Origin of the sequence: Niallia tiangongensis (genome assembly GCF_044704065.1) — a bacterium.
Lineage (GTDB): Bacteria > Bacillota > Bacilli > Bacillales > Cytobacillaceae > Niallia > Niallia tiangongensis.
The window spans coordinates 1,386,738-1,412,567 of sequence record NZ_CP162613.1 but is presented as its reverse complement, the minus strand read 5'-3'; the positions used below and the strand labels follow the sequence as shown (position 1 = coordinate 1,412,567).

24 protein-coding genes are annotated in these 25,830 nt (G+C 34.3%); 12 read left to right on the top strand and 12 right to left on the bottom strand.

Features of this window, described 5'->3' with window-relative positions; genetic code table 11:
* Window positions 1-273 precede the first annotated feature (273 nt).
* The 4 genes from AB3U99_RS06770 to mgtE form a co-directional block, all read right to left on the bottom strand.
* Window positions 274-783, bottom strand: coding sequence for a CotO family spore coat protein (locus tag AB3U99_RS06770; protein ID WP_400246557.1), 510 nt, complete (start codon window positions 781-783; stop codon window positions 274-276).
* A gap of 588 nt (window positions 784-1,371) precedes the next feature.
* Window positions 1,372-2,145, bottom strand: a complete 774-nt coding sequence (fabI, locus tag AB3U99_RS06765; RefSeq protein WP_400246556.1) for an enoyl-ACP reductase FabI — start codon at window positions 2,143-2,145, stop codon at window positions 1,372-1,374.
* Between the two features lie 1,131 nt (window positions 2,146-3,276).
* Window positions 3,277-5,130, bottom strand: a complete 1,854-nt coding sequence (locus AB3U99_RS06760; RefSeq protein WP_400246555.1) for a monovalent cation:proton antiporter family protein — start codon at window positions 5,128-5,130, stop codon at window positions 3,277-3,279.
* Window positions 5,131-5,152: 22 nt separating this feature from the next.
* Complete coding sequence (mgtE, locus tag AB3U99_RS06755) at window positions 5,153-6,523, bottom strand: magnesium transporter (protein ID WP_400246554.1); 1,371 nt, start codon at window positions 6,521-6,523, stop codon at window positions 5,153-5,155.
* Window positions 6,524-6,709: 186 nt separating this feature from the next.
* Here mgtE and prpE point away from each other — a divergent pair, with 186 nt between their 5' ends.
* Window positions 6,710-7,474 carry a bis(5'-nucleosyl)-tetraphosphatase PrpE gene (gene prpE, locus AB3U99_RS06750; RefSeq protein ID WP_400246553.1) on the top strand — a complete coding sequence of 255 codons (765 nt, stop codon included), beginning with the start codon at window positions 6,710-6,712 and terminating at the stop codon, window positions 7,472-7,474.
* Window positions 7,475-7,510: 36 nt separating this feature from the next.
* On the opposite strand, the gene AB3U99_RS06745 is transcribed toward prpE, so the two are convergent.
* The 4 genes from AB3U99_RS06745 to AB3U99_RS06730 form a co-directional block, all read right to left on the bottom strand.
* Complete coding sequence (locus AB3U99_RS06745) at window positions 7,511-8,383, bottom strand: RluA family pseudouridine synthase (protein WP_400247975.1); 873 nt, start codon at window positions 8,381-8,383, stop codon at window positions 7,511-7,513.
* A 45-nt stretch (window positions 8,384-8,428) separates the two neighbouring features.
* Window positions 8,429-9,223 (bottom strand): NAD kinase, encoded by a 795-nt coding sequence (locus tag AB3U99_RS06740; RefSeq protein ID WP_400246552.1) that lies wholly within the window; start codon window positions 9,221-9,223, stop codon window positions 8,429-8,431.
* A 78-nt stretch (window positions 9,224-9,301) separates the two neighbouring features.
* The gene (locus tag AB3U99_RS06735) at window positions 9,302-9,934 is read right to left on the bottom strand and encodes a GTP pyrophosphokinase family protein (RefSeq protein ID WP_400246551.1); all 633 of its coding nucleotides are present in this window, start codon (window positions 9,932-9,934) and stop codon (window positions 9,302-9,304) included.
* A gap of 184 nt (window positions 9,935-10,118) precedes the next feature.
* The gene (locus tag AB3U99_RS06730) at window positions 10,119-10,487 is read right to left on the bottom strand and encodes a hypothetical protein (protein ID WP_400246550.1); all 369 of its coding nucleotides are present in this window, start codon (window positions 10,485-10,487) and stop codon (window positions 10,119-10,121) included.
* A 198-nt stretch (window positions 10,488-10,685) separates the two neighbouring features.
* Here AB3U99_RS06730 and AB3U99_RS06725 point away from each other — a divergent pair, with 198 nt between their 5' ends.
* The 8 genes from AB3U99_RS06725 to AB3U99_RS06690 all read left to right on the top strand — a co-directional run bounded on the left by AB3U99_RS06725 (window position 10,686) and on the right by AB3U99_RS06690 (window position 17,428).
* Complete coding sequence (locus AB3U99_RS06725; RefSeq protein ID WP_400246549.1) at window positions 10,686-11,276, top strand: CYTH domain-containing protein; 591 nt, start codon at window positions 10,686-10,688, stop codon at window positions 11,274-11,276.
* Window positions 11,277-11,688: 412 nt separating this feature from the next.
* Entirely contained in the window at window positions 11,689-12,312 is a 624-nt protein-coding gene (locus tag AB3U99_RS06720; protein WP_400246548.1) for a lytic transglycosylase domain-containing protein, read from the top strand.
* A 106-nt stretch (window positions 12,313-12,418) separates the two neighbouring features.
* The gene (locus tag AB3U99_RS06715; RefSeq protein WP_400246547.1) at window positions 12,419-12,826 is read left to right on the top strand and encodes a globin; all 408 of its coding nucleotides are present in this window, start codon (window positions 12,419-12,421) and stop codon (window positions 12,824-12,826) included.
* Window positions 12,826-13,698 (top strand): ClpXP adapter SpxH family protein, encoded by an 873-nt coding sequence (locus tag AB3U99_RS06710; protein ID WP_400246546.1) that lies wholly within the window; start codon window positions 12,826-12,828, stop codon window positions 13,696-13,698. The genes AB3U99_RS06715 and AB3U99_RS06710 overlap by 1 nt, the downstream gene beginning before the upstream one ends.
* A gap of 818 nt (window positions 13,699-14,516) precedes the next feature.
* On the top strand, window positions 14,517-15,224 hold the full coding sequence (locus AB3U99_RS06705; RefSeq protein WP_400246545.1) for a response regulator transcription factor: 708 nt from the start codon (window positions 14,517-14,519) through the stop codon (window positions 15,222-15,224).
* A complete protein-coding gene (locus tag AB3U99_RS06700; protein WP_400246544.1) occupies window positions 15,208-16,581 on the top strand; it encodes a sensor histidine kinase in 1,374 nt (457 codons plus the stop codon). The genes AB3U99_RS06705 and AB3U99_RS06700 overlap by 17 nt, the downstream gene beginning before the upstream one ends.
* 176 nt (window positions 16,582-16,757) lie before the next feature.
* Window positions 16,758-17,000, top strand: a complete 243-nt coding sequence (locus AB3U99_RS06695; protein ID WP_400246543.1) for an SHOCT domain-containing protein — start codon at window positions 16,758-16,760, stop codon at window positions 16,998-17,000.
* 47 nt (window positions 17,001-17,047) lie between these two features.
* Window positions 17,048-17,428 (top strand): hypothetical protein, encoded by a 381-nt coding sequence (locus AB3U99_RS06690; RefSeq protein WP_400246542.1) that lies wholly within the window; start codon window positions 17,048-17,050, stop codon window positions 17,426-17,428.
* A gap of 436 nt (window positions 17,429-17,864) precedes the next feature.
* Here the strand turns inward: AB3U99_RS06690 and AB3U99_RS06685 are convergent, their stop codons facing one another.
* On the bottom strand, window positions 17,865-18,278 hold the full coding sequence (locus AB3U99_RS06685) for a multicopper oxidase domain-containing protein (RefSeq protein WP_400246541.1): 414 nt from the start codon (window positions 18,276-18,278) through the stop codon (window positions 17,865-17,867).
* A gap of 432 nt (window positions 18,279-18,710) precedes the next feature.
* Window positions 18,711-19,538, bottom strand: coding sequence for a prolipoprotein diacylglyceryl transferase (gene lgt / locus AB3U99_RS06680; protein WP_400246540.1), 828 nt, complete (start codon window positions 19,536-19,538; stop codon window positions 18,711-18,713).
* Window positions 19,539-20,045: 507 nt separating this feature from the next.
* On the opposite strand from lgt, the gene AB3U99_RS06675 reads away from it, so the two are divergent.
* Window positions 20,046-20,432, top strand: coding sequence for a hypothetical protein (locus AB3U99_RS06675; protein ID WP_400246539.1), 387 nt, complete (start codon window positions 20,046-20,048; stop codon window positions 20,430-20,432).
* A 321-nt stretch (window positions 20,433-20,753) separates the two neighbouring features.
* Here AB3U99_RS06675 and AB3U99_RS06670 read toward each other — a convergent pair whose 3' ends face one another.
* Entirely contained in the window at window positions 20,754-21,893 is a 1,140-nt protein-coding gene (locus AB3U99_RS06670; RefSeq protein WP_400246538.1) for a murein hydrolase activator EnvC family protein, read from the bottom strand.
* A 412-nt stretch (window positions 21,894-22,305) separates the two neighbouring features.
* Here AB3U99_RS06670 and AB3U99_RS06665 point away from each other — a divergent pair, with 412 nt between their 5' ends.
* Together AB3U99_RS06665 and AB3U99_RS06660 are read left to right on the top strand one after the other, a co-directional pair.
* Window positions 22,306-23,310 carry a transposase gene (locus AB3U99_RS06665; RefSeq protein ID WP_400242607.1) on the top strand — a complete coding sequence of 335 codons (1,005 nt, stop codon included), beginning with the start codon at window positions 22,306-22,308 and terminating at the stop codon, window positions 23,308-23,310.
* The gene (locus AB3U99_RS06660; RefSeq protein ID WP_400242608.1) at window positions 23,240-23,890 is read left to right on the top strand and encodes a hypothetical protein; all 651 of its coding nucleotides are present in this window, start codon (window positions 23,240-23,242) and stop codon (window positions 23,888-23,890) included. The genes AB3U99_RS06665 and AB3U99_RS06660 overlap by 71 nt, the downstream gene beginning before the upstream one ends.
* A gap of 83 nt (window positions 23,891-23,973) precedes the next feature.
* Here the strand turns inward: AB3U99_RS06660 and pepF are convergent, their stop codons facing one another.
* Window positions 23,974-25,797, bottom strand: coding sequence for an oligoendopeptidase F (gene pepF / locus AB3U99_RS06655; RefSeq protein WP_400246537.1), 1,824 nt, complete (start codon window positions 25,795-25,797; stop codon window positions 23,974-23,976).
* Window positions 25,798-25,830: the final 33 nt, after the last annotated feature.

Sequence of the window (25,830 nt, the reverse complement as noted above, 5' to 3'; positions counted from 1 at the left end):
ATCAATATATTATTTACTATGTTTCTCAACAAAAACGTAAACTACTTAACCGCATGATGAACCCCTTTTTTCTTATGCTTGTATAAGATTAATTTTCGTTTGGTTGATGAACGGATTTTCCCCTGCAGAAAATAAAAATAGAGTTATTCCAAATCGATGAATGGTTATAAATATATCGTTAGCCAGCACGTAATTTCTTTATTACTGCTAATATATTTATATACAAATCAAAGCTAATTTGAAATAACTCACTTATCAATGAGGAAGACCTTTTTAAATACCAATCATTCTTACTTCCTGAATTGCAGTTATTTTTAAGGTAACGATCGACTGATCCATTAATTTTATATCAACATTTCCCTCTGTTAAATCAACAATAAATCCACGAATATTCTCGTTTGCAGTTATAACATTACACGGGACTGGTGGTAACTGCTTAGGAAAATTAAGTAAGTACTCTAATTTCTCGACTATTTCCATTTCTTTAAAACTTTTCAACCGTTTAAAGGCTGGTTTTCTTGGAGATTTTTCAACTAGCTGCTCCTGATAATTTTGAATTTGTTCCTGGGTATTCGCTGTTGAAGCTTGCTTTTCCGCTCCTTCTTTTGTTAGCTCTTTTTTTTCTTTTATTTCCTGGAGCATTTCTTCTTTTTGCTTCTTCTCCATCAGTTCTTTGTATTGCTTCTGTTTAGAAATTTTTGCAGAGTAGCTAACTTGCATATTGCCTTCCATCTTTTTTGTACCAGACTGAGAAAGATAAGGCTTACTATTCTCACTGTACACTATAATCACCTCCTAAAACAAAAACCATATTTTTATAGGATTCATCCTAATGTATGCATGATTTGCCTAATATGTAACTTAATTATCGAAAATGAAAGGAAGTGTATGAGGATAAACGTATGAGGTTTGGTAAAAAAAATGAGGCTGGGACATAAGTATTCCAGCCACAGATAAACCCGAACAACTATACGGCAGTTCCATATGATTGTTCGGGTTTATATTGGTTTATAAAAGGCTATTTCAGTAAAGATGGTGTTATGATCCGCAGCCTGAATACACTTCGCTTTCCATGGGGCGAGCGCCGAGCCGCTTCGTCGCTCACGCTCCTGCAGGGTCTCGGACTTTCTCGCAGCTCCCATAGGAGTCTACGTGTATTCAGGCTGCTCCGTTTTTCCAATTAATTAATTTTTTCTATTTACATAATAGTTTATAGAAAAACAATCTTTAAAAACGAATTAGTTTTTACACTGACTATATTTAAAATCATAAATAACTAGCATGAAAAAGTAGCCTTTATTTAAGAGCTAAATTAAGAATTATTCGTCTTTACAGGTTGGCTATTTTGTTTTGTCCCAGCCTCTAATCGAATTAACCAACAATATGAAAACCTGAATCCACATGAATATTTTCTCCAGTTGTTCCTCTTGCTAAATCACTGAACAAGAACAATGCTGTATCTCCTACTTCTTCTGGAGTTGTTGTTCTTCTAAGTGGAGAACGTTCTTCGATTTCTTTTAAAATAGAATTGAAATCACTGATTCCTTTTGCAGATAATGTGCGAATCGGACCTGCAGAAATAGAGTTCACACGAATACCTTCTTTTCCTAAATCAGCAGCTAAATAACGAACGCTTGCATCCAAGGAAGCTTTTGCAACACCCATTACATTGTAATTTCTAATTGCACGCTCTCCTCCTAAATAAGTTAATGTAACAATGCTTCCGCCTTCTGTCATTAAACCTTTTGCTTCTTTAGCAACAGCTGTTAATGAATAAGAACTGATATTATGCGCAAGCAAAAAACCGTCTCTTGTTGTATTCATATAGTCGCCTTGTAATTCTTCTTTATGTGCAAAAGCGATGCAGTGAGCAATTCCATGAATTGTCCCAACTTCTTTTTTAATTGCTTCAAAGCAAGTTGCAATTTCTTGATCATTTGTAACATCACATGGTAACACAATGCTATCTGTTGAATCTAAAGTAGCAACAAGGTCACGAACGCTTTTTTCTAATCTTTCCCCTGCATAAGTGAAAATTAAACGAGCACCTGCTTTATGCAAGGAAGTCGCAATTCCCCATGCAATACTTCTTTTATTTGCAACACCCATGACAACATAGGTTTTGCCCTTTAACGAAAAAGTCATTCTTATTCCTCCTATATACTATTACAAGTTATTAGTACCTAGTACTAATTTTACTACAAAAAAATAAAAAAAGAAAGCACTGTTCCAATAGGCTCTTTTGTCATTTTTGGCGTTGGTACTTTTTGTTGAAATGAGCTCAGAGGCTGCCTCTGTTACCTCTGCTGCTTCCTTTTGTTGAAAAGGGCTTAGAGACGGCTTCTCTGTTACCTTTTGCTGCTTCTTTTTGCTGAAAAGGGCATAGAGATGGCTTCTCTGTTACTTTTTGCTGCTTCTTTTTGCTGAAAAGGGCTTAGAGACGGCTTCTCTGTTACCTTTTGCTGCTTCTTTTTGCTGAAAAGGGCTTAGAGACGGCTTCTCTGTTACCTCTTGCTGCTTCTTTTTGTTGAAAAGGTCTCTGAGGCTGGCTCTCTGTTACCTTTTGCTGCTTCTTTTTGCTGAAAAGGGCTTAGAGACGGCTTCTCTGTTACCTCTTGCTGCTTCTTTTTGTTGAAAAGGGCTTAGAGACGGCTTCTCTGTTACCTTTTGCTGCTTCTTTTTGTTGAAAAGGGCTTAGAGATGGCTTCTCTGTTACTTTTTGCTGCTTCTTTTTGCTGAAAAGGGCTTAGAGACGGCTTCTCTGTTACCTTTTGCTGCTTCTTTTTGCTGAAAAGGGCTTAGAGACGGCTTCTCTGTTACCTCTTGCTGCTTCTTTTTGTTGAAAAGGTCTCTGAGGCTGGCTCTCTGTTACCTTTTGCTGCTTCTTTTTGCTGAAAAGGGCTTAGAGACGGCTTCTCTGTTACCTCTTGCTGCTTCTTTTTGTTGAAAAGGGCTTAGAGACGGCTTCTCTGTTACCTTTTGCTGCTTCTTTTTGTTGAAAAGGGCTTAGAGATGGCTTCTCTGTTACTTTTTGCTGCTTCTTTTTGCTGAAAAGGGCTTAGAGACGGCTTCTCTGTTACCTTTTGCTGCTTCTTTTTGCTGAAAAGGGCTTAGAGACGGCTTCTCTGTTACTTTTTACTGCTTCTTTTTGCTGAAAAGGGCTTAGAGACGGCTTCTCTGTTACCTCTTATCCCTTTTTCTTGCTGAAAAGGGCTCCAATAAACAAAGCTCTCCCCTCCTTTACATCAAAAAGGAAGGGAAAGCTTCTTCATTCTCTTATTTAAAATTAAACTCCAACTGTCGCTTTAATTCTGTAACATATTCATGTGATCCTGTTACAAGAAGATGGTCATTAAGCTGTAGCTCTGTATCTCCATGAGGGATGACGAAATCAGAGCCTCTAAAGATTCGGACGAAAATGACATCTCCGGTAAACGGGAATGATCGCAAGGACATCCCTTCAAATTCTTTGTTTCTTAATATTATTTCATGTAGAGATGTCTCCGTATTTCCAAGTAATGCAAAAATATTTGGAGACTGAATTAATGCAGTTAATAATGCTTTCGTAGATGTCAGCATAGAGAACACTTCTATATCTTCTCTACGTAATTCCTCTTCCATCTCCATATTTTCCACACGACAAATCACTCGATCTACCCCTGCTCTTTTAATCATAAGACTCATCTCTGCATTTAAGAAAGAATCTCCTGTCGAAATCACAACTATATCTGCTGAGTAAATATCTGTTTGTCGTAGAATCTCCTCTGAATAATTTTCCAGTTCCACAATTTCAAACAAGGAATCTGCTATTTGAAAATCATACTTTTCTTGTTGCTTATGATAAAAAGTGACATCATACAAAGTTGATTTCAACTCTTGATAAACCTGCATTGTTACTTGGTTAACTCCAATAATAGAAACATTTATTACTTTTTCGCGAGCTGCCTCTTTTGGGAATAGCTTTTTAAAGACAATCGGAGTAATGATACAAGATATGATAGCAACCAAAATAAAGATTCCGCTCATTTGAGGCGTTATTATATTTAGACGTTCTCCTATCGTTGACGCGGCTATAACAAGTGACAAGGTAGATGTTAATAAAAATCCAGAAGCCATAATCGTTTTTGTATCATACCATTTTTTTAAATAGTAGACTGGTAACAACTTACTTACTAATAAAGCAATTAATAGTAAAGGAATAAATAATAATAGTTTAGGATCTGTAAATAGCGACCATATATCCATTTCAACACCAATCATCACAAAGAAAATAGGTATTAAGAATCCATATCCAAAAGAATCTAATTGGTGAACCAATTCTTCATTTGGTGATAATAGTGACACCAGTACTCCTGCCAAGAAAGCACCTAAAATATGTTCTGCTCCAACAGATTCTGATAATGCGACAAGAAAGATGATTAGTGCAAATACTGCTCTAGTGCCTATTTGTACCGTTCCTCTAGAAAGTGTATCCATAATTTTATTATTTTTTATTCTTCTACCAACAAAGTAAAGGATTAAACCTGCTACAAAAAGAATTAATAATAGCCAAGTATTCCCTCCTGTTTCATGAATAGAAGCAAAAACAGCTAGTAGAATCATTGTGACTAAATCAGCAATTACTGCTACAAGCAAAATAATTTGCCCAATAACGGACTTCATTATGTTTGCTTCTTTTAAAGTTGGAACTACTACACCTAAAGAAATAGTTGCAATAATAATTGTCATTAAGAACGCACTATCAACAAATCCAGCGAGTACAAATAAGAAACTTAATCCGATTGATAGAATAAGAATTGCCACAAAAATAATCATTGCCGTCTGAAATGATTTAGGCTCTAATTTCCCGTTAGGCAATGGCTCTCTTTTTTTTCTACTAGAAAAAGCAGAAAAATCTATCTCTAAACCACTTAAAAACATTAAAAAGATAAACCCTAAAGTCGATAGAGTTTCTAGCCACATATCCTGTTCAACAAGGTTAAATCCACTTTTCCCGATAATTAAACCCATCAAAATTTCTGCAACAACTACGGGAATGATATTCAATTTTAGTCGTTGCAAAATAATTGGTGTTAATAGAGCCACCGTAACTACGATAACTAGTGATGTGAAAGAAGCACCGTGTTCCATCGCTATCCCTCCTTTTTTTCCTTTAATTCGTTAAATAACTCATGAATATGGTTGCCATACCAAAATAGATCAAAATACTAATAATATCATTGATTGTTGTAATAAATGGACCTGAAGCCACAGCTGGGTCTATATTAAATTTGTGCATAATTAGGGGGATGATTGCACCAGCAATCGTTGCTACTATTAGCGTTCCAAGGATAGAAAATCCAACTAGAATTCCGAGAAATAAATCACCCTTCCATACATACACCACAATCGTAACAAGTATGCCACATATCGTTCCAGTAATTAACCCAGTCCCTGCTTCTCTTACAATTAACTTCCAGCTGTTTTCCTTGCCAATATCTCCTGTGGCTATCCCACGAACAGCCACTGCCAAAGCTTGCGTCCCTGTATTCCCAGCCATTCCAGCAATTAGTGGAATAAAAACAGCTAGAATTGCCACTTGATCTAACGTTTGTTCAAACCGACCAATTAAACTGGCAGTAAACATCCCGAGAAATAATAAAATAATGAGCCATGGTAGTCTCTTTTTTGCAGCAGAAAATGGATGCTGATCAACAAAATCCATATTCGATACAGCAGCAAATTTCGAATAATCCTCTGAAGCTTCCTCTTGCATAACATCGACAATATCATCAATTGTTATAATCCCAAGTAATCTTTTTTGAAAATCAATAACAGGAAGGGCCAAAAAGTCATAGTCTTGCATTTTTCTAGCTACTTCTTCTTGATCCTCACTTACAGAGACAGAATAGATTCGATCGCTCATGATATCTTTTATAAGCGTTTGATTATCACTAACAATTAAACTTCGTAAGGAGACAACACCAACTAATTGTTTTTGTTCATTAACAACATAAATATAATAAATAGTTTCAGCATTAGGAGCCTCTCTTTTTAAAATATTCATTGCAGTCTCCACCGTTTGTTCTGCCGATAGACTAATATAGTCAACTGTCATAATACTTCCAGCAGTCGACTCTTCATAATGCATAAGTGCTTTAATGCTCGTTGCCGTCGGCTGCTCCATTATTGCCAAATAGCTTTCTACTTGCTCTTTTTCTAATACATTTAATATATCTACAGCATCATCTACAGACATATTTGCTAAAGTTTCTGCTACATAATCAGGAATAAGTTTAGCAAAAATCTCTTGATATTCCCAATCATCCATTTCTAAGTTCTCAAACATTTCTGCGATTTCACTTGGAGCTAAGTATTCAAAAACTTTGGTTCTCTCTTCTATCTCCATTTCTTTAAAAAATGAAGCTTGGTCATAAGGATGTAAATCAAGGAAATTTTTACGAAATTCCTGTAAGTTTTCATTTTGTAAAGAATGGAGAATTACATCATGCTGTGCTTCATTCGTTAAATTTTTCTCTGCCACTGATCTTCCTCCTCTCTTTAAAAAATAAATATGATTTTTATAGTAACAAAAGATAGACGATTTGTCTTTTATTTAGACATGGCACTTTCATTCTTTTATCTTTCCCCAAAAGCAGAAACAATTAACAAAAATGCTCTCACAGCAATTGGGTATAGTAAAAAAGAGAAATAATGAGAGAGGGATTATATGAAGGTTGATATTATTGGAGATATTCATGGATGCTATGAGGAGTTTAAACATTTAACAGCGAAATTAGGATATGTATGGGATCAGGATTATCCACAGCATCCTGCAGAAAGAAAACTAGCATTTGTAGGAGATTTAACAGATCGCGGTCCTGCTTCCTTAGCTGTAATAGAAACGGTCTATTTATTAGTCAAAAAGGATTTAGCTTATTATGTACCGGGAAACCATTGTGACAAGCTATATCGATTCTTCCTAGGAAGAAATGTGAAAATTGCCCATGGCTTAGAAACAACAGTAGCAGAATGGAAGCAATTAAATAAAAGAGAGCAGGAAAGAATAAGAAAAATGTTTAAAGAATTATATGAAAATGCACCATTATACCATGTGCTTGACAATCAAAAGCTTGTCATCGCTCATGCTGGTATTCGGGAGGATTACATTGGCCAATATCATAATAAAGTAAAAACATTTGTACTTTATGGTGATATCACAGGGGAGGTACATGCTGACGGTTCACCAGTAAGAAAAGATTGGGCTAAATATTATAAAGGAAAATCAAGCATTGTTTATGGTCATACACCTGTATTCAATGTAAGAGAAATCCATCGTACCTATAACATTGATACGGGAGCAGTGTTTGGGGGGAAATTAACCGCTCTAAAATATCCTGAAATGACAACCGAATCTGTACCATCCAGTATGCCCTTTATTGCAGAGAAATTCCGTACATTTGATGAGGAATCCGTAGGGAACAATGGCAGGTGAGTGAAAAAAAAGAGTTAAAGATCTTTTCTGTGATCCTTAACTCTTTGTTATTTTTTGCTCCAACCTTTTCATATCGTCCGGGAGATCAATTGTAAATGTCATCGTTTGTTTCGTAACTGGATGTGTAAATTTGATAAAAAAACAATGTAATGCTTGCCGGTCAATTTCGTTTCTTTTCCCGCCATATAAGTCATCCCCTAGAAGCGGGTGACCTTTATAAGCAAGATGAACTCGGATTTGATGAGTTCTTCCTGTCTCAAGTGTTAATTCTACTATAGAATAATGAATATCCTGTGATAATACCCGATAATGTGTAATGGCTGTTTGTCCGTCATCTCGAACTTCTCTTTTAATAATACTGTCTGAGCATCTGCCAATTGGCTCATTAATTATATCACTTACGGGCTTAATTTCCCCTTCTGCAATAGCGCTATATTTTCTTTTAACATCGCCAGTTTTTTGTTGCTCACTTAGTAAATGATGAATATGGCGGTGCTTTGCAATAAGTACTAATCCCGATGTATCTCTATCTAAACGTGTAACAATATGGGTTGTTGCTTCAATGCCATGCTTCTGATAGTAACCAACTAAGGCATTTGCCAAACTGCCTGTAGGATGCTCTCTTGAAGGTATCGTATTCATCCCAGGATTTTTTTGCACGATAAGAATATACTCATCCTCGAAGATTATGTTTAAAGGAATTGGTTCTGGAATTAATCCACTACTAGGCAACTCAGGTGGAAAAAGAACAACTAACCGATCGCCCCTTTTTAAAAAATAGCGTACATTTTCTTCTTGGTCGTTTACAAGGATCTTTCCGCCTTTAAACTTTATATCTGTTAAGGCAGCCTTCGAGATACATTGTGTTTTCAAAAACTCTTTAATGGTGATGCCTGTTTCATGCTGCATAACCCACTCTAACAAAAAGCTCAAACTATCGCTCCTGTCTATTTCTTATTCAGAAATGAAAGAATCATGTACTCGTTTCCAGAATGGGAACGAACGAAATCTTGCAAACCGTACTTTTTCTTCGGCTACACGATATTGAATCGAATGTACTTTTTTATGTAATAGATTCAAATGATCAATAGAAATTTGAAAATTCGGCTCATTAACTGGCTTTAAAACACATGTATGATGTTTTGGTAAAATCAATGGGGAACCAACCGTTCTAAAAACACGATTATTAATGGACGCCATTTCTGCCAGCTGAATTGCTTCAATGGAAGGATGTACAATAGCCCCACCTAATGCTTTGTTATAGGCAGTACTTCCTGAAGGTGTTGAGACGCAAAGGCCATCTCCTCTAAACCGCTCGAAATGCTTGCCGCTCATTTCCACATCCATTACAAAGGTTCCTTCTATACTTTTCACCGTTGATTCATTTAATGCTAAGTATCTCGTTTCTTTCTCTTCATTCAGATATCGTACAATCACTTCCAAGATTGGATATTCAATGATGTTATATGGCGTTTTCGCTATCGCAATCACTAGTTTTTCCAATTCAGCTGGCGTCCAATCCGCATAAAATCCTAAATGACCTGTATGCATACCAACAAATGCTGTTTTGTCTAAACGATTGCTGTAGCGATGAAATGCATATAGAAGCGTTCCATCTCCCCCTACAGAGATAACAATATCTGGCTCTTCTTCATCATATTGAAGTTCAAAATCAAGTAAGTATTGTTGGATTATTTGTACTAAGTTTTCTGATTTTGAATCACCCTTTGAGGTTACGGCAAATTTCATTGTTTAGTAGCTCCTCTTCTCAGTTTAGAAATGCAGAATATATTTTTATTTCTATTGCTTTAACTTAAGAAAAAAATACTAACTATTCTTGTCATTTTCTTTTTTTCGATTAAAGAAAGCTTGTGCTTCTTGAATTTCTCCACGGATTAAGGACATTTCTTTATCTAAACGAAAAGCTGCTTCTGCAGCTCCCTGCAACCTCATTTTAATATCTTCAGGAAATTGCCCCTTATATTTATAATTCAGTGAATGTTCAATCGTCGCCCAAAAGTTCATCGCAAGGGTACGAATTTGAATTTCAACTAATAGCTTCTTTTCCCCATTAATGGATTGTACAGGATAGACAATTACCACATGATAGGATCGATAGCCGCTTTCTTTACTATGTAATATGTAATCTCTTTCTTCTACTATTTCAAAATCATTTCTTTGTCTTAATAGTTCAACTACTCTTATAATATCGTCAACAAATGGACACATCATACGGAGTCCTGCAATATCCTGCATTTCCATTTCTAATTTGTCTAAAGGAATCCCCTTTTCATTCGCCTTATCTAATATACTTGCAATCGGCTTTACGCGCCCTGTTACAAATTCGATTGGAGAATGCTCTTCCTCATGATCAAATTGGCGTCGCATTCCTTTTAATTTAACCTTTAATTCATCCACTGCCTGTTTGTAGGGAGCCAAAAATTGATCCCACTGTTTCATTTATAACACCTCATTTCCAAGGTTTCTTTTTGAGACGAGGCATCTCTTTTATAGAAGATCTGTTAATTATTCCTTGTTCTCTATACAAGAACTAGCACCTACATTCATGTTTTTGTAATCCAATTCACAATGTCTTAAAAGCTATGCAGTTGTATTTTCTCTTCCAAAAACAATCAACAAATCATTATAGGAAAACGGATGAAACCGCTTTTTCCATATCCTCTCCATAATTTCCATTTCCTCGAATATTTTCAATTAAATATTCCATTTCCTCTTTAAAGTTCTCAAGCAATAATTCCCCATTTAAATCCTTAATAAAGAATGTATCATTTGCTGCTAATGCCACTTTGCAATCCTTCCATACCATTTCAGGAATTTCTAGATAAACATATTCATTTTCTTTTTCAAGTAAATATATAAATGCAAGAGAATCAGAATCAACAAGCATTTGACCACTTGCTTTTGCATTCTCTAAATTTGCATCCTCTTGCAATTGAAATACCAATTCATTTTCTCTTATAACACTCTCTTTAATTTTCCATTTTTGTTTCATAATTCACCCTCCAACTATGCATTATTTTACCACAACCAAAAGAATTATCATAGAAAAGCGAAGGTGTCTGGATAGCATTGGATTAAACACAAAAAGAATGAAAAAAACACAATCAGAACAAAATGAACCAGAAAATAGCATGTTTTCCCATCTCACCTTATAATAATAGACAAGATTACTTTAGAAAGGGATTTATTTATGTCGCAAACTCAAAACATTGAAATTGAATTTAAAAATATGTTAACGAAGAAAGAATACGAATTGCTCCTTACTCATTTTCACATTCAAGACGGAGACTTATTTGAGCAAGAAAATCATTATTTTGATACAAGCGATTTTGCTTTAAAGGCAAACCATTCTGCATTAAGAATTCGCAAAAAAAATGACGGATATGAATTAACATTAAAACAGCCTCATCCAGATGGACTTCTTGAAACAAATAAAGTTCTTTCCAAAGAAGAAAGCGAAGCAATTTTTGCAACTGGGAAAATAAATGATAAGAAAATTTCTAGTCTGTTGGTAGAAATGAACATCGAGCCTGCTTCCATTTTATATTTTGGAAGCCTGCGAACTATTAGAGCAGAAAAAACAATTGGAAATGGTTTACTAGTTTTGGATCATAGTTTTTATTTAAAAAAAGAAGATTATGAGTTAGAATATGAAGTAAGCAATCGGGAAGAAGGAGAAATATATTTCACAGAACTATTATCCAGCTTGAACATTCCCGTTAGAAAAACGAAAAATAAAGTACGCAGATTTTATGAAGAAAAATATAAACAAAAAAAATAAATAATAGCTTATTAATATACAATTTAATGGACCTTAATATATGGTTCCATTGCGTTTTTAAAGATTATTTCTTGAAAATTTTGTTTATCCAAGAAAATATCAATTAGTTGGATAAATGGAGCAGCCTGAATACACGTAGACTCCTATGGGAGCAGCGAGAAAGTCCGAGACCCTGCTGGAACGCAGTGACGAAGCGGCTCGGCGCTCGCCCCATGGAAAGCGATGTGTATTCAGGCTGCGTGAAATAACAGCAGAACTTCACGAAAACATTTTTTTAAGACAAAAACATGAAAATATATTCGTTTGTGCTTATCGTTAACTGGAATACTTATGTCCCAACCTCTTCATTTTTGTTAATCGAAATTTTGCATGCCTGTTATAAAAGTCCTTATTTTAACAACGGAGGAAAGCAATGAAAATTGATCAATTTAAAGTAATGCTTGAACTCCAAGCTTTACAAGGTTTAAATTCTATGAGCACTACAAATAATAATGCATCCACCCTTTTCCAAGACTTTCTCAGTAATATGTTGTCATCAGAAACAACTTTAACAAATTCTATTGATAACAATACATTAGGAGCTTCTTCCCTACCTGTAGGACTAACAAATAATGTTTCCCTTCTGCCAATGAGCTTAACAAAGCTATCATCTTCATCCTCCACAGATTTTGATGAAATGATTAAAGTAGCTGCGGAAAAATATAATCTACCTGAAAAACTAATAAACTCCGTTATAAAAGTGGAATCTAACTTCAATCCAAATGCTACGAGCTATGCGGGAGCATCTGGATTAATGCAACTAATGCCTAGTACGGCAAAATCATTAGGTGTACAAAATGTATTTAATCCACTGGATAATATCATGGGTGGAAGTAAGTATTTAAAGCAAATGTTAGAGAAATACAACGGAAATGTTGAACTTGCTTTAGCTGCATATAATGCAGGACCTGGCAATGTTGATAAATATGGTGGTATTCCACCGTTCAAAGAAACACAGAATTACGTAAACAAAGTGACGCAGCATTATATGGCATAAATTCTATCTCGATCTATTTACAAGCTATTTATTTGTACAATGAAATATCGATTGTTACAATATAATAAAGTAATGCTATAAAAAGAACGATAAAGGAGTTTTAAATATGGTCGATAAAATGTCGACACCTTATGATCAAATCGGTGAAGCCACATTAAATAAACTTGTAGATATATTCTACAATCATGTTGGTCAACATCCTGACCTAGCTCCTATCTTCCCAAAGGATTTAACAGAAACAGCTCGTAAACAAAAACAATTTCTTACGCAATTTTTAGGTGGTCCTTCCCTTTATTCTAATGAACACGGTCATCCCATGTTAAGAGCGAGACATTTACCTTTTCAAATAACAGAAAAGCGAGCACTAGCATGGTTAGCTTGTATGGATCAAGCCATGGAAGAAGTAGATTTAGATAGCGAATTACGAGAAGGAATTTTTTCAAGACTCGTGCTGACAGCAAAACATATGATTAATTCGGAGGAAATCGAAACTAAAAAAGGTGATAACACGTGATGGAAAAAGACTTTTCTATATCCAAGCCGAAAACAGCTGATGATAATTGCCAAGAAAGCAAACCACTTGAAATATATATGTTTATCGATCCACTCTGTCCCGAATGCTGGGCACTTGAGCCTATTATGAAAAAATTACAGATTGAGTATGGACAATATTTCTCCCTTAAACACGTATTAAGCGGTAGATTATCTTCTTTAAATTGTAGTAAGAAAAGCAAGCATGCGAACATTGCTGAATTTTGGGAAAAAACAGCTAGTCGTTCAGGAATGTCATGTGATGGTTCCTTATGGTTTGATAATCCTATTGTATCTCCACATTTACCTTCCATTGCTCTGAAGGCTGCTGAATTGCAAGGTCGGAAATCTGGCATGAAATTCTTACGAAAATTACAAGAACTTTTGTTTTTGGAGAAAAAAAATATTGCCACATTTGATGTACTTAAATCATGTGCCAAAAGCGTTGGGATAGATGTAATAGAGTTTGTAGCCGATATCCATTCAAATAGTGCAGCAAAGGCATTTCAATGTGATTTAAAAATCACAAGAGAAATGGAAGTAAATGAAATTCCGACACTAGTCTTCTTTAATGAAAACATTGAAGAAGAAGGAATTAAAGTTACAGGTTACTATCCGTATGAGGTATATGTACAAATCATCGAAGAAATGCTGCAGATTCAACCAGAAAAAGCAGCACCACCACCACTTGAAAGCTTTTTAGAGTGTTTTAAACTTGTTGCGTCAAAGGAATTATCTGTTGTTTATAATAAATCGATACAAGAAATTGAAAAAGAAATGAAGAAATTGCAATTACAACAACTAGTAGAACAAATACCAGCTAAATACGGGGTATTTTGGAAATATATCGGTTAGTAAATGAGGGATATGGCATATCTATCTACAGATGCCATGTCTATTTTTTATTTTTCTACATAATAGGAACTGTGAAAAGGTAATCCTAAAAAAATAAAAAAGGACTTGCTGTCTCAAGGCAAGGCCTTTTTTATTTTTTTACGAACAAAGGGGATGGGAGAAATTTTTCACGGTCAAACAAAGGGGTATAAGTTTGTTTGTGATTAACTTCACAACTAAATAATATCATAAATCAACCATTTTCTGCAATACACTCGATACTTTGTTCACAAAAACGTCAAAATTAAAGGCTTTTTGGGTAAAGTTTGTTACAATTACCCGCAGCTTGAATACACTTCACTTTCCGAGGGAAAAGCTTTATACATCCTCAATATTTCGCCGAAACCACTGAAAAAGTAAAGAAATGCAAACTCCATTAGGATTTTGACCTTTGAAAGCGAAAAATATATTGGTCGAGCACTCTACTCCTATGGGATCTGCAAAAAAGTACGAGACCCTGCTAGGATGATGTGATGTGACTCGGCACTTGCCTCATAGAAAAGCGAGCAGTCTCCTCAGAAAACAAATCCAACACCTGAGTTTAAAACATCGCTACCGTTCATCACCATTGCTAGCCAGTTTTTAAGTCGCCTCATTTCGAGTTTTCCCTCATAGAGTTGTAGAGCAATAATTTACATAAATACAATCTGGTCTTACAATTCCATCTTGTTGATGATAAACTATTGTCGCTCACAAGATAAAGTAGTTGTGTGGATATTATGGAGATTATTTTTTTTCCTAAATATGATGATAATATGCTATTAAGGGGTGATTATTTTATGACAAAAATTCTAGTTGTAGATGATGAAAAAGTAATTCTTGAAGTGTTAGAAGCCTATTTCGAAAAGGAGAGTTGGAAAATTTCTTGTGCTACCAATGGAATCGAAGCTCTAAAAAAAGTGAAGGATGAGAGTCCTGACATTATTATATTAGATTTGATGTTACCTGATATTTCAGGTGAAGAAGTGTGTAGGTTAGTGAGAAAAGAAAGTGATATTCCCATTATTATGCTTACCGCAAAGTCAGCTGAGGATGATTTAATTAATGGAATTGGCATTGGTGCCGATGACTATGTGATCAAACCTTTTAGTCCAAGAGAAGTGGTTGTAAGAGTAAAAGCTTTATTAAGAAGAACACAAAAGACAGACAATGTAAATCAAATCAGTTTTAACAACCATAAACTTATGATTGACCATATGAAAAAGGAAGTAAAACTTAATGATGACATACTTACGCTAACCCCAAATGAATATAAGCTATTAATGACGATTGCGAGTTATCCTGGAAAAGTCTATAGTAGGGCTGACTTATTGGCAAAAATTCAAGAAGATGGTGTCTATTTTGAAGGATATGAAAGAAGCATTGACACCCATATAAAAAATTTGCGAAAAAAAATTGAAACCGATTCACGTCACCCTGAATTTATCTTTACTGTGTTCGGAATGGGCTATAAGTTTGGAGGGAAAAAAGATGAATCTTACACTTAGGTTAAGAATTTTAACTTATCTTTTAATTGTCTCTTTGAGCGGCATTTGCATTACAAGTTTCACTATTTTTTGGGGAGTTGAAAATCAATTTACCGACTATCTAAAAAAAAATAGAGAAGAAAATATCGAATCAATAAAAACGGATGCACTGCAACAATATAGGAAGACAGGAGAACTACTAAATCAAAATTTGAGTTATAAAATGCATGAACAGGCAATGACTGAAAATTTACTTTATAGACTTTATGACGTAAATGGTAACTTACTGATTGATACAACATCGGTACGATCCATGATGGGAATGATGGAGAGCAATCATTCCTCTCTTGATTCTAATGAGTATCAATCAACCTCTTATCCATTAAAAACCAATAATAAATTAGTAGGCAAATTGATGGTATTTTATCCAGAAGAATTAATGGGTGAGGATTCTGAGTTTTTGAAGTCTATTAAAAGAAACATATACCTTGCAGTATTAGTTACTATTATATTATCGCTCTTATTTAGTTTACTATTTTCTAAAAGACTTACAACAGGATTCAAGCAATTCAGCAATGCGATAATTGAACTACGTAATCATCAATGGCGAACTAGAGTCCCTATTGATCAATTAACAGTAGAAATGAAGCCTTTAGGGGAGTCCTTTAATCAGCTTGCAGAATCTTTAGCAAAAGAGGAATCACTACGAAAACAATTTACAGCTAACTTTGCTCATGAACTTAGAACACCACTCGCAACATTAAGAAGTCATATTGAAGCTTTTCAAGATGGCATTTGGGAACCGAATTCAAAAAGATTAGAGCAATGTCATGAAGAACTAATGCGGCTAGTTCGTCTAGTTAATGAGTTAGAAAAATTAATGGCAGCTGAAAATCCCCAGATTAGATTGGATAAAACTAAACTAGAATCTGGTAAACTATTAACTTTCATTAACGATCAATTCAGTCCGCTGTTTATGAAAAAAGGAGTTGAATTAAAGGTTCAGCTCCCTGAAAAGCATCATTGGTTCTTAGGAGATCGCGACAAAATCATTCAAATATTAACAAATATAGTTAATAATGCTCTTCAATATACTCCGAAAGGAAAACTAGTATCGATTCATATAGAGGAAAAAAATGATCAAATTAGTTTTATTATTAAAGATGAAGGAGATGGGATTAGCGAAGATGATCTTCCATTCCTATTTGAAAGATTCTATCGGGGGGATAAATCACGTGATCGGAAAACAGGAGGAATTGGGATTGGCTTGTCTATCGTTAAGGCACTTTTAGAAGCCCATCATGGTGACATCAAGGTAGAGAGCCAATTAAATGTAGGAACAACTGTAGAAGTAATATTTCCAAAGCATAAGGATTAGGTCACATGACTTAATTCTTTTTTTGCCTATTTTATTTATTTTTTCGAAAGCAAATAAAATAGACATCTTTCATCTACATAATTTCACTATAGCTTCTCCATAACTTTCACATACGTTGCTCATAAATTCTCCATTCGTGAGATGTAAGATAAAAACAGGAAAGGAGAGATAAAACAATGATGGGATTAGGTCATGGTTTCGGAATGTTCGGAATGGGAGGTGGATCTATTATGATGATTTTATTCGGTTTTTTAATAGGTTACTTTTTCTATTTCGGAATGAATAATCAAAAATTAGGTATTAAAAGGAAACAACAGGAAGTTACAAGTTCAAATGCATTAGAAATTGCTAAAACAAGACTTGCTCAAGGCGAAATTTCTATTGAAGAATATGAGCAAATTAAGAAGAATATTTTATAAAAAGAAATACTCTAAAAAGGCAACTATTAAAAGGAGATCGAATAGATATGAATATTATGAATGGTATTTTAGCAGCTACTTTAGCTTTTACAGGAGGCGCAGGTATATCTCTAAATTCTGAAAAAGATATCCCGAAACAAAATACAATTATTCAGGAACAAGGAGTTAATTATAATCAAATGGCGGATATGATGAAATCAGCAAATTTCGGAAATATGCAAACGTTTATGGAAGAAGATAATATGGATTTTAATGAGATGCAAGATTTCATGGAAGCAGGGAATATGAACTTTGGTCAAATGAAACCATATATGAGTGAAAGGCATCCTAATTTAGACAACCAACAACTCGAAGAAATGTACAAGGGAATGCATGGAACGGGTGGTTCAGCTCAAAGCAGTAAATTTAAAGAAATAGGATGTTTATAATTTTCACTTTAAGTAGGTCGTTAATAACCCGTTTCTCCAAAAGTTGATACCTACCCTTAATAGAATAAGGGAACTCAAGAAAATTTGGGTTCCCTTTCAAAATTTCAAAAATCAACATTATCCTTTAACATAAGTCAACAACCCACGACTGAAGTCACGGACTTGTAAGGTCTTGCAACCTTTGGAATTTACAGCGGACAACAAGACCAATGTCTTGCCCTTCAAATCAAGCTAGAGATACTGTTTGGGCTCCAAGCAACCCGTTTGTATTATTATACCACAACTGTTTGCAGTAGTAGTATATTTCATACTTTTTGCTTTTAGCAAAGAAAGAGAATGTCGGACAATTGAGTTAGCAGAAGCTAACCCTTGTCCAAAGCCGATTCATCTCACGACTGAAGTCACGAGGGTTCTCGGCTAAAGCCTAAAACGTAATCTAGATGTGGAATTTGTTCATATGGAACATCATTTGGTAAAATAATAAAAGTCCCATTAATCCTTGTGGTATCTGAGAAGCATCTGAAGCATGGTAAAAAAAGGTTCCTGTTTGCCAAGCATTAAATTGGTAAGTATACGATTGGCCTGGTCTAATAAAAGGAGTTTCCGGTTCTGTTTCAGGAACCCCATCCTGGGATACAGGTTTTGAAATGTTTTGAAATGTTTTGAAATGTTTTGAAATGTTTTGAAATGTTTTGAAATGTTTTGAAAGGCCATGAACATGAAGTGCGGTTTTCTTATCTAATCTATTTTCCAATTCAATTTGTATATTCTCTCCTTGTCTAAATAGCAGTAGTGGCCCAGGAATGGAGCCATTGTACCCTAACCCATTTATTGTTACCTCCTCTAGCATTTTATGGCTAGTTGGTTGAGCTACTAGTTTATAATAACGCGTATTGGAACCAAATTGAGGTGTTTCTTTTTTCCATTCGGCATAACAATTTTATCTTCCTAGTTCATAAAACGGTCCTCCTTTACCATGAATTGTCTTTAGTTAAACATATGGGATGAGTTCGTATATATGAGCAGTAATGATTTTTTATTATAATATCTACTTTGTTAGGACTAACGTGATTTTTAATACTCTTCGGTTACGATGGATTTACCTACTGTTAAATGTGTTACAATCCTTCGTTTTCCTAAATCCCTATTGCAAATTAAATTTCTTCTGATCATCTATTATTAAGGCTGTTTTCCTTTAGCGTATAAACTACCTGTTAAGGTTGGAAAGTCATATACACAAAAATATTGACTAGCCTTAAAAAGTATTATTTTAGAATTATTTTTAACCTTGAACGAAATAATAAATAATAACTGATACAATGATCATTCCTAACACAAATAGTCCAAGTTTTAAAAATTCACTCTTTTTAAATTCAATCTCTTTTATCTCACTCTCTTTTGACTTTCGGTATTTTATTAAAACAACCCCTAAGATAATTCCAATTATACTCATGACATGACTTACACTAAAGGGACCAAAAGCCATTGGGTTAATTCTTGTAAATTCAACAATCCCACGTATAATCATAAAACCAATTATATAATGAATAAAAACTTGACCGGAATAAGAGGGTTTATTATAACGCAACCATAAATATCCAAATAATAAGTAATCTAATATAAATTCGTAGGCTTGAGCCGGATGAAGATATTCACCGTTGATTGCCATACCCCATGGTAAAGAACTCGAAATGGGACTACCAAAAACATCACAACCAATCCTACTTATTCCTTGTGCTATGATCAAAGCGGGAGCTACTATATCCATTGTTTTCCAAAAAGATATTTTATGACGTTTTAATAACCAATACCCAACCAATAACCCTCCTAAAATACCTCCGTGTATGGAAAGCCCTCCTTCGTGAATGGAGAATATTTCTATGGGGTTAGAAAAATAGTAAGTAGGGTTATATACTAATATATAAACAATTCTAGCTCCAACAATCCCACCTATTATGGAATAAATCGCAATATCTGTTAATAATTTATGGTCAAGTCCTTGCCGTTTAGCTTCTCTATTAAAAATTATAATTCCAACTAAAGAACCGATTGCAATCATAATTCCGAAAAAATAAAATGTAAGCGGGCCTATACTGAACATTGGTATCATCTATTTTCCTCATTTCCGTTGTTTACTATAATTAAATATTACTTTATTCTACCTAATATATTTCTTATCACACCTTCCGATATTTTCTATCATAAAAGTAAAAAATGAATTTTTTATCGAGAAAATGTGTATAAAATTATAATTTCCCTAAAATCAAATTATCGATTGCCTATAGAATTTTACTAATCCATTGCTTTTACAAGCGTTTATCTACTTTATTGAACACGATGTAATTATGAATTATTTATGAATTCATACTTTCTCCATATTCATTATTTAAACTAATAACTGGATAAAAAACTATTTTCAAAAGAGAGGGGAGGACAAACAAATTAACTATTAAATGCAATTAATCCAAGAAAAGTAGCAAATGCAAAAAGTTTGGCAACAGTTAAGGATAATGTTTCAAGTCTATTCAAAGAGGATACAGTCTTCATTTTATCCCCAATTAATTTCTATTTTTGTGTCAAATTTCTTATATTATTTATTCGTTCGCGGAGGTTGTACATGTCAAAAAATCACAAACATTCATCTATTAACAAGAAAAGTACCCTATTAAAAGCAGTAGGTTCCATATTATTTGCCATAGTCGCCTCATCGCACCACTGGCTACACACACTTATTATCGCACTTGGTCTCACTACATTAGGAGCAGGTTTAGTAGCACTACCACCAAGCATAAGATTATTGCTTTTGTTGGCATCTTTTGTTTTTTCCGTATGGTTTTTAATAGTGGCAAAGCGTAAATGGACTAAAGACCGTACAACAGCCATTGTATATATTGTTTCTTCCTTAATCTCAATAATACTTGTTATTACAGCAATACCTGATTCTATATCAAGTATGAAACAACAGGAGCAGCAGGTAGAGCATAATCATAATGATCATAATTAATTTCAAAGAGGGGAAAAAAGAGATACTCAAAGAAAGAATAGAGTTATTCACAAAAATTAGATTGCTATATAGAAACCCTCCTCCAGTGCGGATTTTATCGCCAGTTAAGAGTGGGATAACCTTACACTTCAGGAACGCCTAATTGTAAGATTAGAAGTCCTTATCCTAGATATCTTCCAGCTCCACCATTAGATATTCAATTAATTTCTCCATCCAATTATCCATTTTATTTGCGCACATACATAAAGACTGTCGAAAAATTTTTGACAGTCTCTCTTTAACGTTTTCTATAATAGCACTTTCGCATATCTTTTCCGTTTATCAATTCGGGAGAATATCTATTGGATTTAATAGTTTACCATTTTTATATATTTCAAAATCCAAATGAATCCCTGTTGAAAAACCTGTACTACCCATTACACCAATCTTACTAGCTGTTGTTACAGTTTGCTCCATTTTCACATTTATTGAATCTAAGTGTGCATATTGAGTTAAATATCCATTACTATGTTGAATTCTAACTGTATTTCCGTAACCATTAATCCATCCTGCATATTTTACTGTTCCACCATTTGCAGCTAAAATGGCATAATCTGCGGGTCCAGCAATATCAATTCCTTTATGAAATTTCCCCCAACGCATTCCTTGATAAGTTGTAATTGTTCCTCCAACTGTTGGCCAAATAAATTGGACATTTTCTTCACTTTGTGCAACTTTCTCCCTCGTAACTACTATGTTTTTTGGTTCCTCGTTAATTATTTGAGTAACTACTTGATTGTTTATTCGTTCATTTTTTTTATTTTCTAATACACTAACTTTCATTTTCACTTCCTTTTCTTCTTTTTTTAAACTTTCAATTAAGTTAGTTTGGTCTGTTTTCTTTGCTTTTAAATCCTCCTCCATCTTTTTCAAGTCCGCCATCAGAGCTTCTAGTGATGACAATTTAGTTATTAGATCAGATTGTACTTTAGTCAACTGTTCCTTATCTTTTTGATGATTTTCTAAAATATCACGGTCAGCCTCCAAAAAAACTATTACTGCCTCTGTCCTATTAATAAAATCTCTAAAGCTTTTTGCACCAAGTAAAACATCCAAATAATTAATGTTTCCTCCTGATTCCTGCAAAGAGCGTACTCTGACCTTTAGTAGACCTTCCCTGGCTTCAATTCGTTTATTTATATCGTTCATTTTACCACGTAGATTTTCGATATCTATTTTCATATTTGTAATTTGCATTTTTTTATCTTTTATTTTGTTCTGAGTATCATTTATTTTATTATTAATCTTACCAACTTGTAATTGTGCTAATTTCAATTCTTGTTGTATTTCGTCCATTTTTGTTGGTTTTGTTTCAATTTCTGATTTTGAATATTCCGCTGCCTTTACAGGAACTGCCCCACCAAAAATTCCTCCTATTCCTAAAAGTGAAATAAGCGTTGTTTTAATTAAAATATTTTTCACGATTCATTTCTCCTTATCATCTCTTAAAAGATTAACTTCGACTTAAAAGTTCTCATATGTATGTTTTTATAAACGCAAAACAAGCTAAGAAAAAACAAACTAACTAAAATGCCAACCTTTTTCTCATTGATAGAATAACGATGAAATATGGAGAATTTTAGCGTTTTACATTTCAAATTTATTACAATAAATATTAAACTTAAGCCTTCTGAAAAAACCTCTAAAATACAGATGCAAAATATACGGTTTTATTAAAGTAAGTGTTTATTTTTTATGTTCTATTTAATAAACGAAAATTTTTTAGAAAACAAAACGAAAAAAATGAACAAAAAAAACTTACGCGGAATAAATAACACCAACCATGTTTATGAGTTATAATAGACTTATAAATTATTTAAGTTGGTGTTTATTTATGCGTACAAAAAATCGGTTAAATCCAGTTGAATCTATTTACTATACTCCTGAGATTACACATTGCCCTAAATGTGAAGGCAAATTAACATACTGTCATCCTGTATGGCGGAAAACCATCTCTACTCTTAAAGGTGAATTTAAAGTAATCAATCTAGGTTACAGATGCGAAAATAACTCCTGTGATAATCATATCGTTTATCGCTCTGCAGAGGCTGAACAACTCAGTATGAAACATATTACATATGGAATGGATGTCATTGCTCATATTGGTCATTTACGCTTTAAAGAACATAAAACACGATTAGAAATTACCGACATACTAACGGAGAAGCAGATTAAAATCTCTGAAAGACAGGTTCAAAAACTCTATGAACGCTACGCGTTACTACTTAGGTCATCTGTCGAAGAGAACACGAAAGAAATTTTAGAGAAAGTCGTAGAAGAAAGTGACGGATTAATCCTTTCTATTGATGGCGTTCAACCTGAAAAAGGAAACGAAACACTTTATGTAATCCGTGAGGTACTAAGTGGAACTGTCCTAGCTGCACACAATCTAAAGAGTAGTGCATCTCAAGAATTGGTTGGGATTATTCAACCCATCATTAATTGGGGTTACCCAATTCAAGGGTTTATTAGTGATGGGCAACAGTCAATCCGTTTAGCGATTGAGAAAGTCGCACCAAACATTCCATATCAGTATTGTCAGTTCCATTACTTTAAGGATATTGCCAAACCATTAGTGGAAAAGGACCGAAAGTTAAAGACAAATATTAAAAAGAAGCTAAGGGGAATTCGAGATATCGAGAGAAAAATAGAAGAATCCCCTTCAGAAAGCTTAGAAGATGAAATCGCAAGTGATTATGTGGCAGCCATTCGCTCCGTATTACTGGAAGATGGTAAGCCCCCGTTTGAATTACCTGGTACTCGAGTCTATGAACGAACAAAATCAATCAAAGACTCGATTGAAAAATGCCTGGATAAAAAAGGGGACTCTTTTACTTGAAAAGCTATTCAGAATAGTCAGTAATGTTGATAACTTTAACTCAGATTATCAACTTGTGAAACGTTGGGACCTGCGTTTTAAACGGATTGCCACTATTATGGAGCCATCTGAAAATAAAACAAGTTCTTGGGTCGAAAATAGACTAAAACAGTATCTAGATCATATTAAAAAAGAGCTTAATCGGGAAGAGGATCATGCGTTTGTGGATAATCTTTTAAGATATAGTAATGGCTTTTGGAAAGGACTTTTTACTATATACGATTTCCCTCTCTTACCTAGGACGAACAATGATTTAGAACTATTCTTTAGACGTACAAAAGTAAGGCATAGGCGAATAACTGGTAGTCGAACTTGGAATCGTTATATTGTTCGTCATGGTGAAAACATTGTTTTTGTTGAAGGTGTTACAGATGAACGAGACGGTTTGAATAAGATAAGGAAAGCTGACTATTCTACCTATAAGAACGAAGCTAATAAGTGGAATAACCGGATACTTGAACACACAAAACAGAGAAGGTTTAAAAAGGACCCAAATGCATATTTACTCAATATTGAGAGCAAATGGAACGAGCACAACTAACCTATTGTGTTAGTTGTGCCGTCTAAGAAAAAAAACGAGCAAAAGAGCTGTCTCTTCTACCCGTTTTTCCATGTTAAATACTATTATAGTTCATTCAATAAGCTTTCCATTTCATTTAATTTCTCTTCAAAAACCTTACATGCTTCTTCAATTGGTGTTTTGCTTGTCATGTCTACTCCAGCTTTTTTAAGCACTTCAATTGGATAATCAGAGCTACCAGCCTTTAGGAAATCGATATATCGTTCGACAGCAGGCTTTCCTTCCTCCAAAATTTGTTTACTTAAAGCCGTTGCAGCACTATAGCCAGTCGCATATTGGTACACATAGAAATTATAATAGAAATGCGGTATTCTTGACCATTCTAATCCAATTTCTTCGTCAATTACGATATCTTCTTCGCCAAAATACTTTTGATTTAATGCATAATATTCTTTTGTCAATAAATCAGCAGTCAATGGCTCATTATTACTTGCCTTTTCATGAATTAATTGTTCAAATTCAGCAAACATGGTTTGGCGGAATACTGTACCTCTGAATCCTTCTAGGAAATAATTAAGCAAGTATAAACGTTTTTGCTTATCCGTTATCGTTTTAAGCAAGTAATCATTTAACAAAGATTCATTACAAGTAGAAGCAACTTCAGCTACAAAGATGGAATAGTTTCCATATGGATATGGTTGTGATTTTCTTGTATAGTAGCTATGCACAGAATGGCCAAATTCATGGGCTAATGTAAATAAATTATTCACATTGTCCTGCCAGTTCATTAAAATATAAGGATTTGTTCCGTATGCTCCTGAAGAGTAGGCACCGCTTCTCTTCCCCTTATTCTCATGGACATCCACCCAGCGGTTTTCAAAGCCTTCTTTTAAGATAGAAGCATATTCCTCTCCTAGAGGTGCCAAGCCTTTCACTACTAATTCCTTCGCTTCATCATATGGTATTTCCATCTTTACATCTTTTACTAATGGTGTATAAAGATCATACATATGAAGCTTTTCTACACCAAGAACTTTTTTGCGAAGCTTCACATAGCGATGCAATAATGGTAAATTTTTATTTATTGTTTCCACTAAGTTTTCATACACTTGTTCAGGAATATTATTCGCAGCCAGTGCCGCATGTCTTGGCGATTTATAATTTCTTATCTTTGCATTAAATGTATGATTTTTTACTTCTCCACTTAAAGTAGAGGCAAACGTATTTTTAAATTTTCCATAGGTGTCATAAACTGCCATAAAAGCATCATGACGTACGCGTTCGTCTGCACTTTCTAAAAAGCGTGAATACCGGCCATGTGTAACCTCTACTTCTTCTCCATTCTCATCTTTAATGGTTGGGAACTCTAAATCAGCGTTATTAAGCATTCCAAATGTATTGCTAGAAGAATCCAATACTTCTGATGCTTGTGCTAGTAATGCTTCCTGTTCTGCACTTAAAACATGCGGACGTTGCAAGTTGACTTCTTCTAACGCCTTTTTATATAGCTGTAATTCTTCCTTTTCTTCTAAAAATGTATTGATTACTTTTTCATCAATGGATAATAACTCTGGAACCATATAAGCAAGCGCACTTGCAGCTTGGGCATATAAGCTTTTAATACGACCATCTACTCCTTGATAGTAACTATTCGTTGTATCTTGATCATACCGCATATGTGCATATGTATATAATTTTCCAAGTCTTGATAGAAGCTCATCCTGATTTTGTAAAGCTTCATAAAGAACATCTGCACTATCAGCTAGCTTACCTTGATAACCAGTTGCCTTTTGTGATAAATTCTTCACTTCTTGAAATTCTTTATCCCATTCTTCATCAGTCGCAAAAATATCCTCTAATTTCCATGTGTCCTCTACTGGAACCTCATTGCGTAATAGTAATTTCTTAACACCTGTTTCTGTTGACATATTCATCCTCCACTCTTATCCTTCGTAATACGA

What these genes read in the sequence shown, in the direction of transcription:
- fabI (WP_400246556.1), bottom strand. Translation starts at nt 2,145, where the DNA reads ATGACTTTTTCGTTAAAGGGCAAAACCTATGTTGTCATGGGTGTTGCA.
- AB3U99_RS06760 (WP_400246555.1), bottom strand. Translation starts at nt 5,130, where the DNA reads ATGGAACACGGTGCTTCTTTCACATCACTAGTTATCGTAGTTACGGTG.
- prpE (WP_400246553.1), top strand. Translation starts at nt 6,710, where the DNA reads ATGAAGGTTGATATTATTGGAGATATTCATGGATGCTATGAGGAGTTT.
- AB3U99_RS06745 (WP_400247975.1), bottom strand. Translation starts at nt 8,383, where the DNA reads ATGCAGCATGAAACAGGCATCACCATTAAAGAGTTTTTGAAAACACAA.
- AB3U99_RS06740 (WP_400246552.1), bottom strand. Translation starts at nt 9,223, where the DNA reads ATGAAATTTGCCGTAACCTCAAAGGGTGATTCAAAATCAGAAAACTTA.
- AB3U99_RS06735 (WP_400246551.1), bottom strand. Translation starts at nt 9,934, where the DNA reads ATGAAACAGTGGGATCAATTTTTGGCTCCCTACAAACAGGCAGTGGAT.
- AB3U99_RS06730 (WP_400246550.1), bottom strand. Translation starts at nt 10,487, where the DNA reads ATGAAACAAAAATGGAAAATTAAAGAGAGTGTTATAAGAGAAAATGAA.
- AB3U99_RS06725 (WP_400246549.1), top strand. Translation starts at nt 10,686, where the DNA reads ATGTCGCAAACTCAAAACATTGAAATTGAATTTAAAAATATGTTAACG.
- AB3U99_RS06720 (WP_400246548.1), top strand. Translation starts at nt 11,689, where the DNA reads ATGAAAATTGATCAATTTAAAGTAATGCTTGAACTCCAAGCTTTACAA.
- AB3U99_RS06715 (WP_400246547.1), top strand. Translation starts at nt 12,419, where the DNA reads ATGGTCGATAAAATGTCGACACCTTATGATCAAATCGGTGAAGCCACA.
- AB3U99_RS06710 (WP_400246546.1), top strand. Translation starts at nt 12,826, where the DNA reads ATGGAAAAAGACTTTTCTATATCCAAGCCGAAAACAGCTGATGATAAT.
- AB3U99_RS06705 (WP_400246545.1), top strand. Translation starts at nt 14,517, where the DNA reads ATGACAAAAATTCTAGTTGTAGATGATGAAAAAGTAATTCTTGAAGTG.
- AB3U99_RS06700 (WP_400246544.1), top strand. Translation starts at nt 15,208, where the DNA reads ATGAATCTTACACTTAGGTTAAGAATTTTAACTTATCTTTTAATTGTC.
- AB3U99_RS06695 (WP_400246543.1), top strand. Translation starts at nt 16,758, where the DNA reads ATGATGGGATTAGGTCATGGTTTCGGAATGTTCGGAATGGGAGGTGGA.
- AB3U99_RS06690 (WP_400246542.1), top strand. Translation starts at nt 17,048, where the DNA reads ATGAATATTATGAATGGTATTTTAGCAGCTACTTTAGCTTTTACAGGA.
- AB3U99_RS06685 (WP_400246541.1), bottom strand. Translation starts at nt 18,278, where the DNA reads ATGCTAGAGGAGGTAACAATAAATGGGTTAGGGTACAATGGCTCCATT.
- lgt (WP_400246540.1), bottom strand. Translation starts at nt 19,538, where the DNA reads ATGATACCAATGTTCAGTATAGGCCCGCTTACATTTTATTTTTTCGGA.
- AB3U99_RS06675 (WP_400246539.1), top strand. Translation starts at nt 20,046, where the DNA reads ATGTCAAAAAATCACAAACATTCATCTATTAACAAGAAAAGTACCCTA.
- AB3U99_RS06665 (WP_400242607.1), top strand. Translation starts at nt 22,306, where the DNA reads ATGCGTACAAAAAATCGGTTAAATCCAGTTGAATCTATTTACTATACT.
- AB3U99_RS06660 (WP_400242608.1), top strand. Translation starts at nt 23,240, where the DNA reads ATGAACGAACAAAATCAATCAAAGACTCGATTGAAAAATGCCTGGATA.
- pepF (WP_400246537.1), bottom strand. Translation starts at nt 25,797, where the DNA reads ATGTCAACAGAAACAGGTGTTAAGAAATTACTATTACGCAATGAGGTT.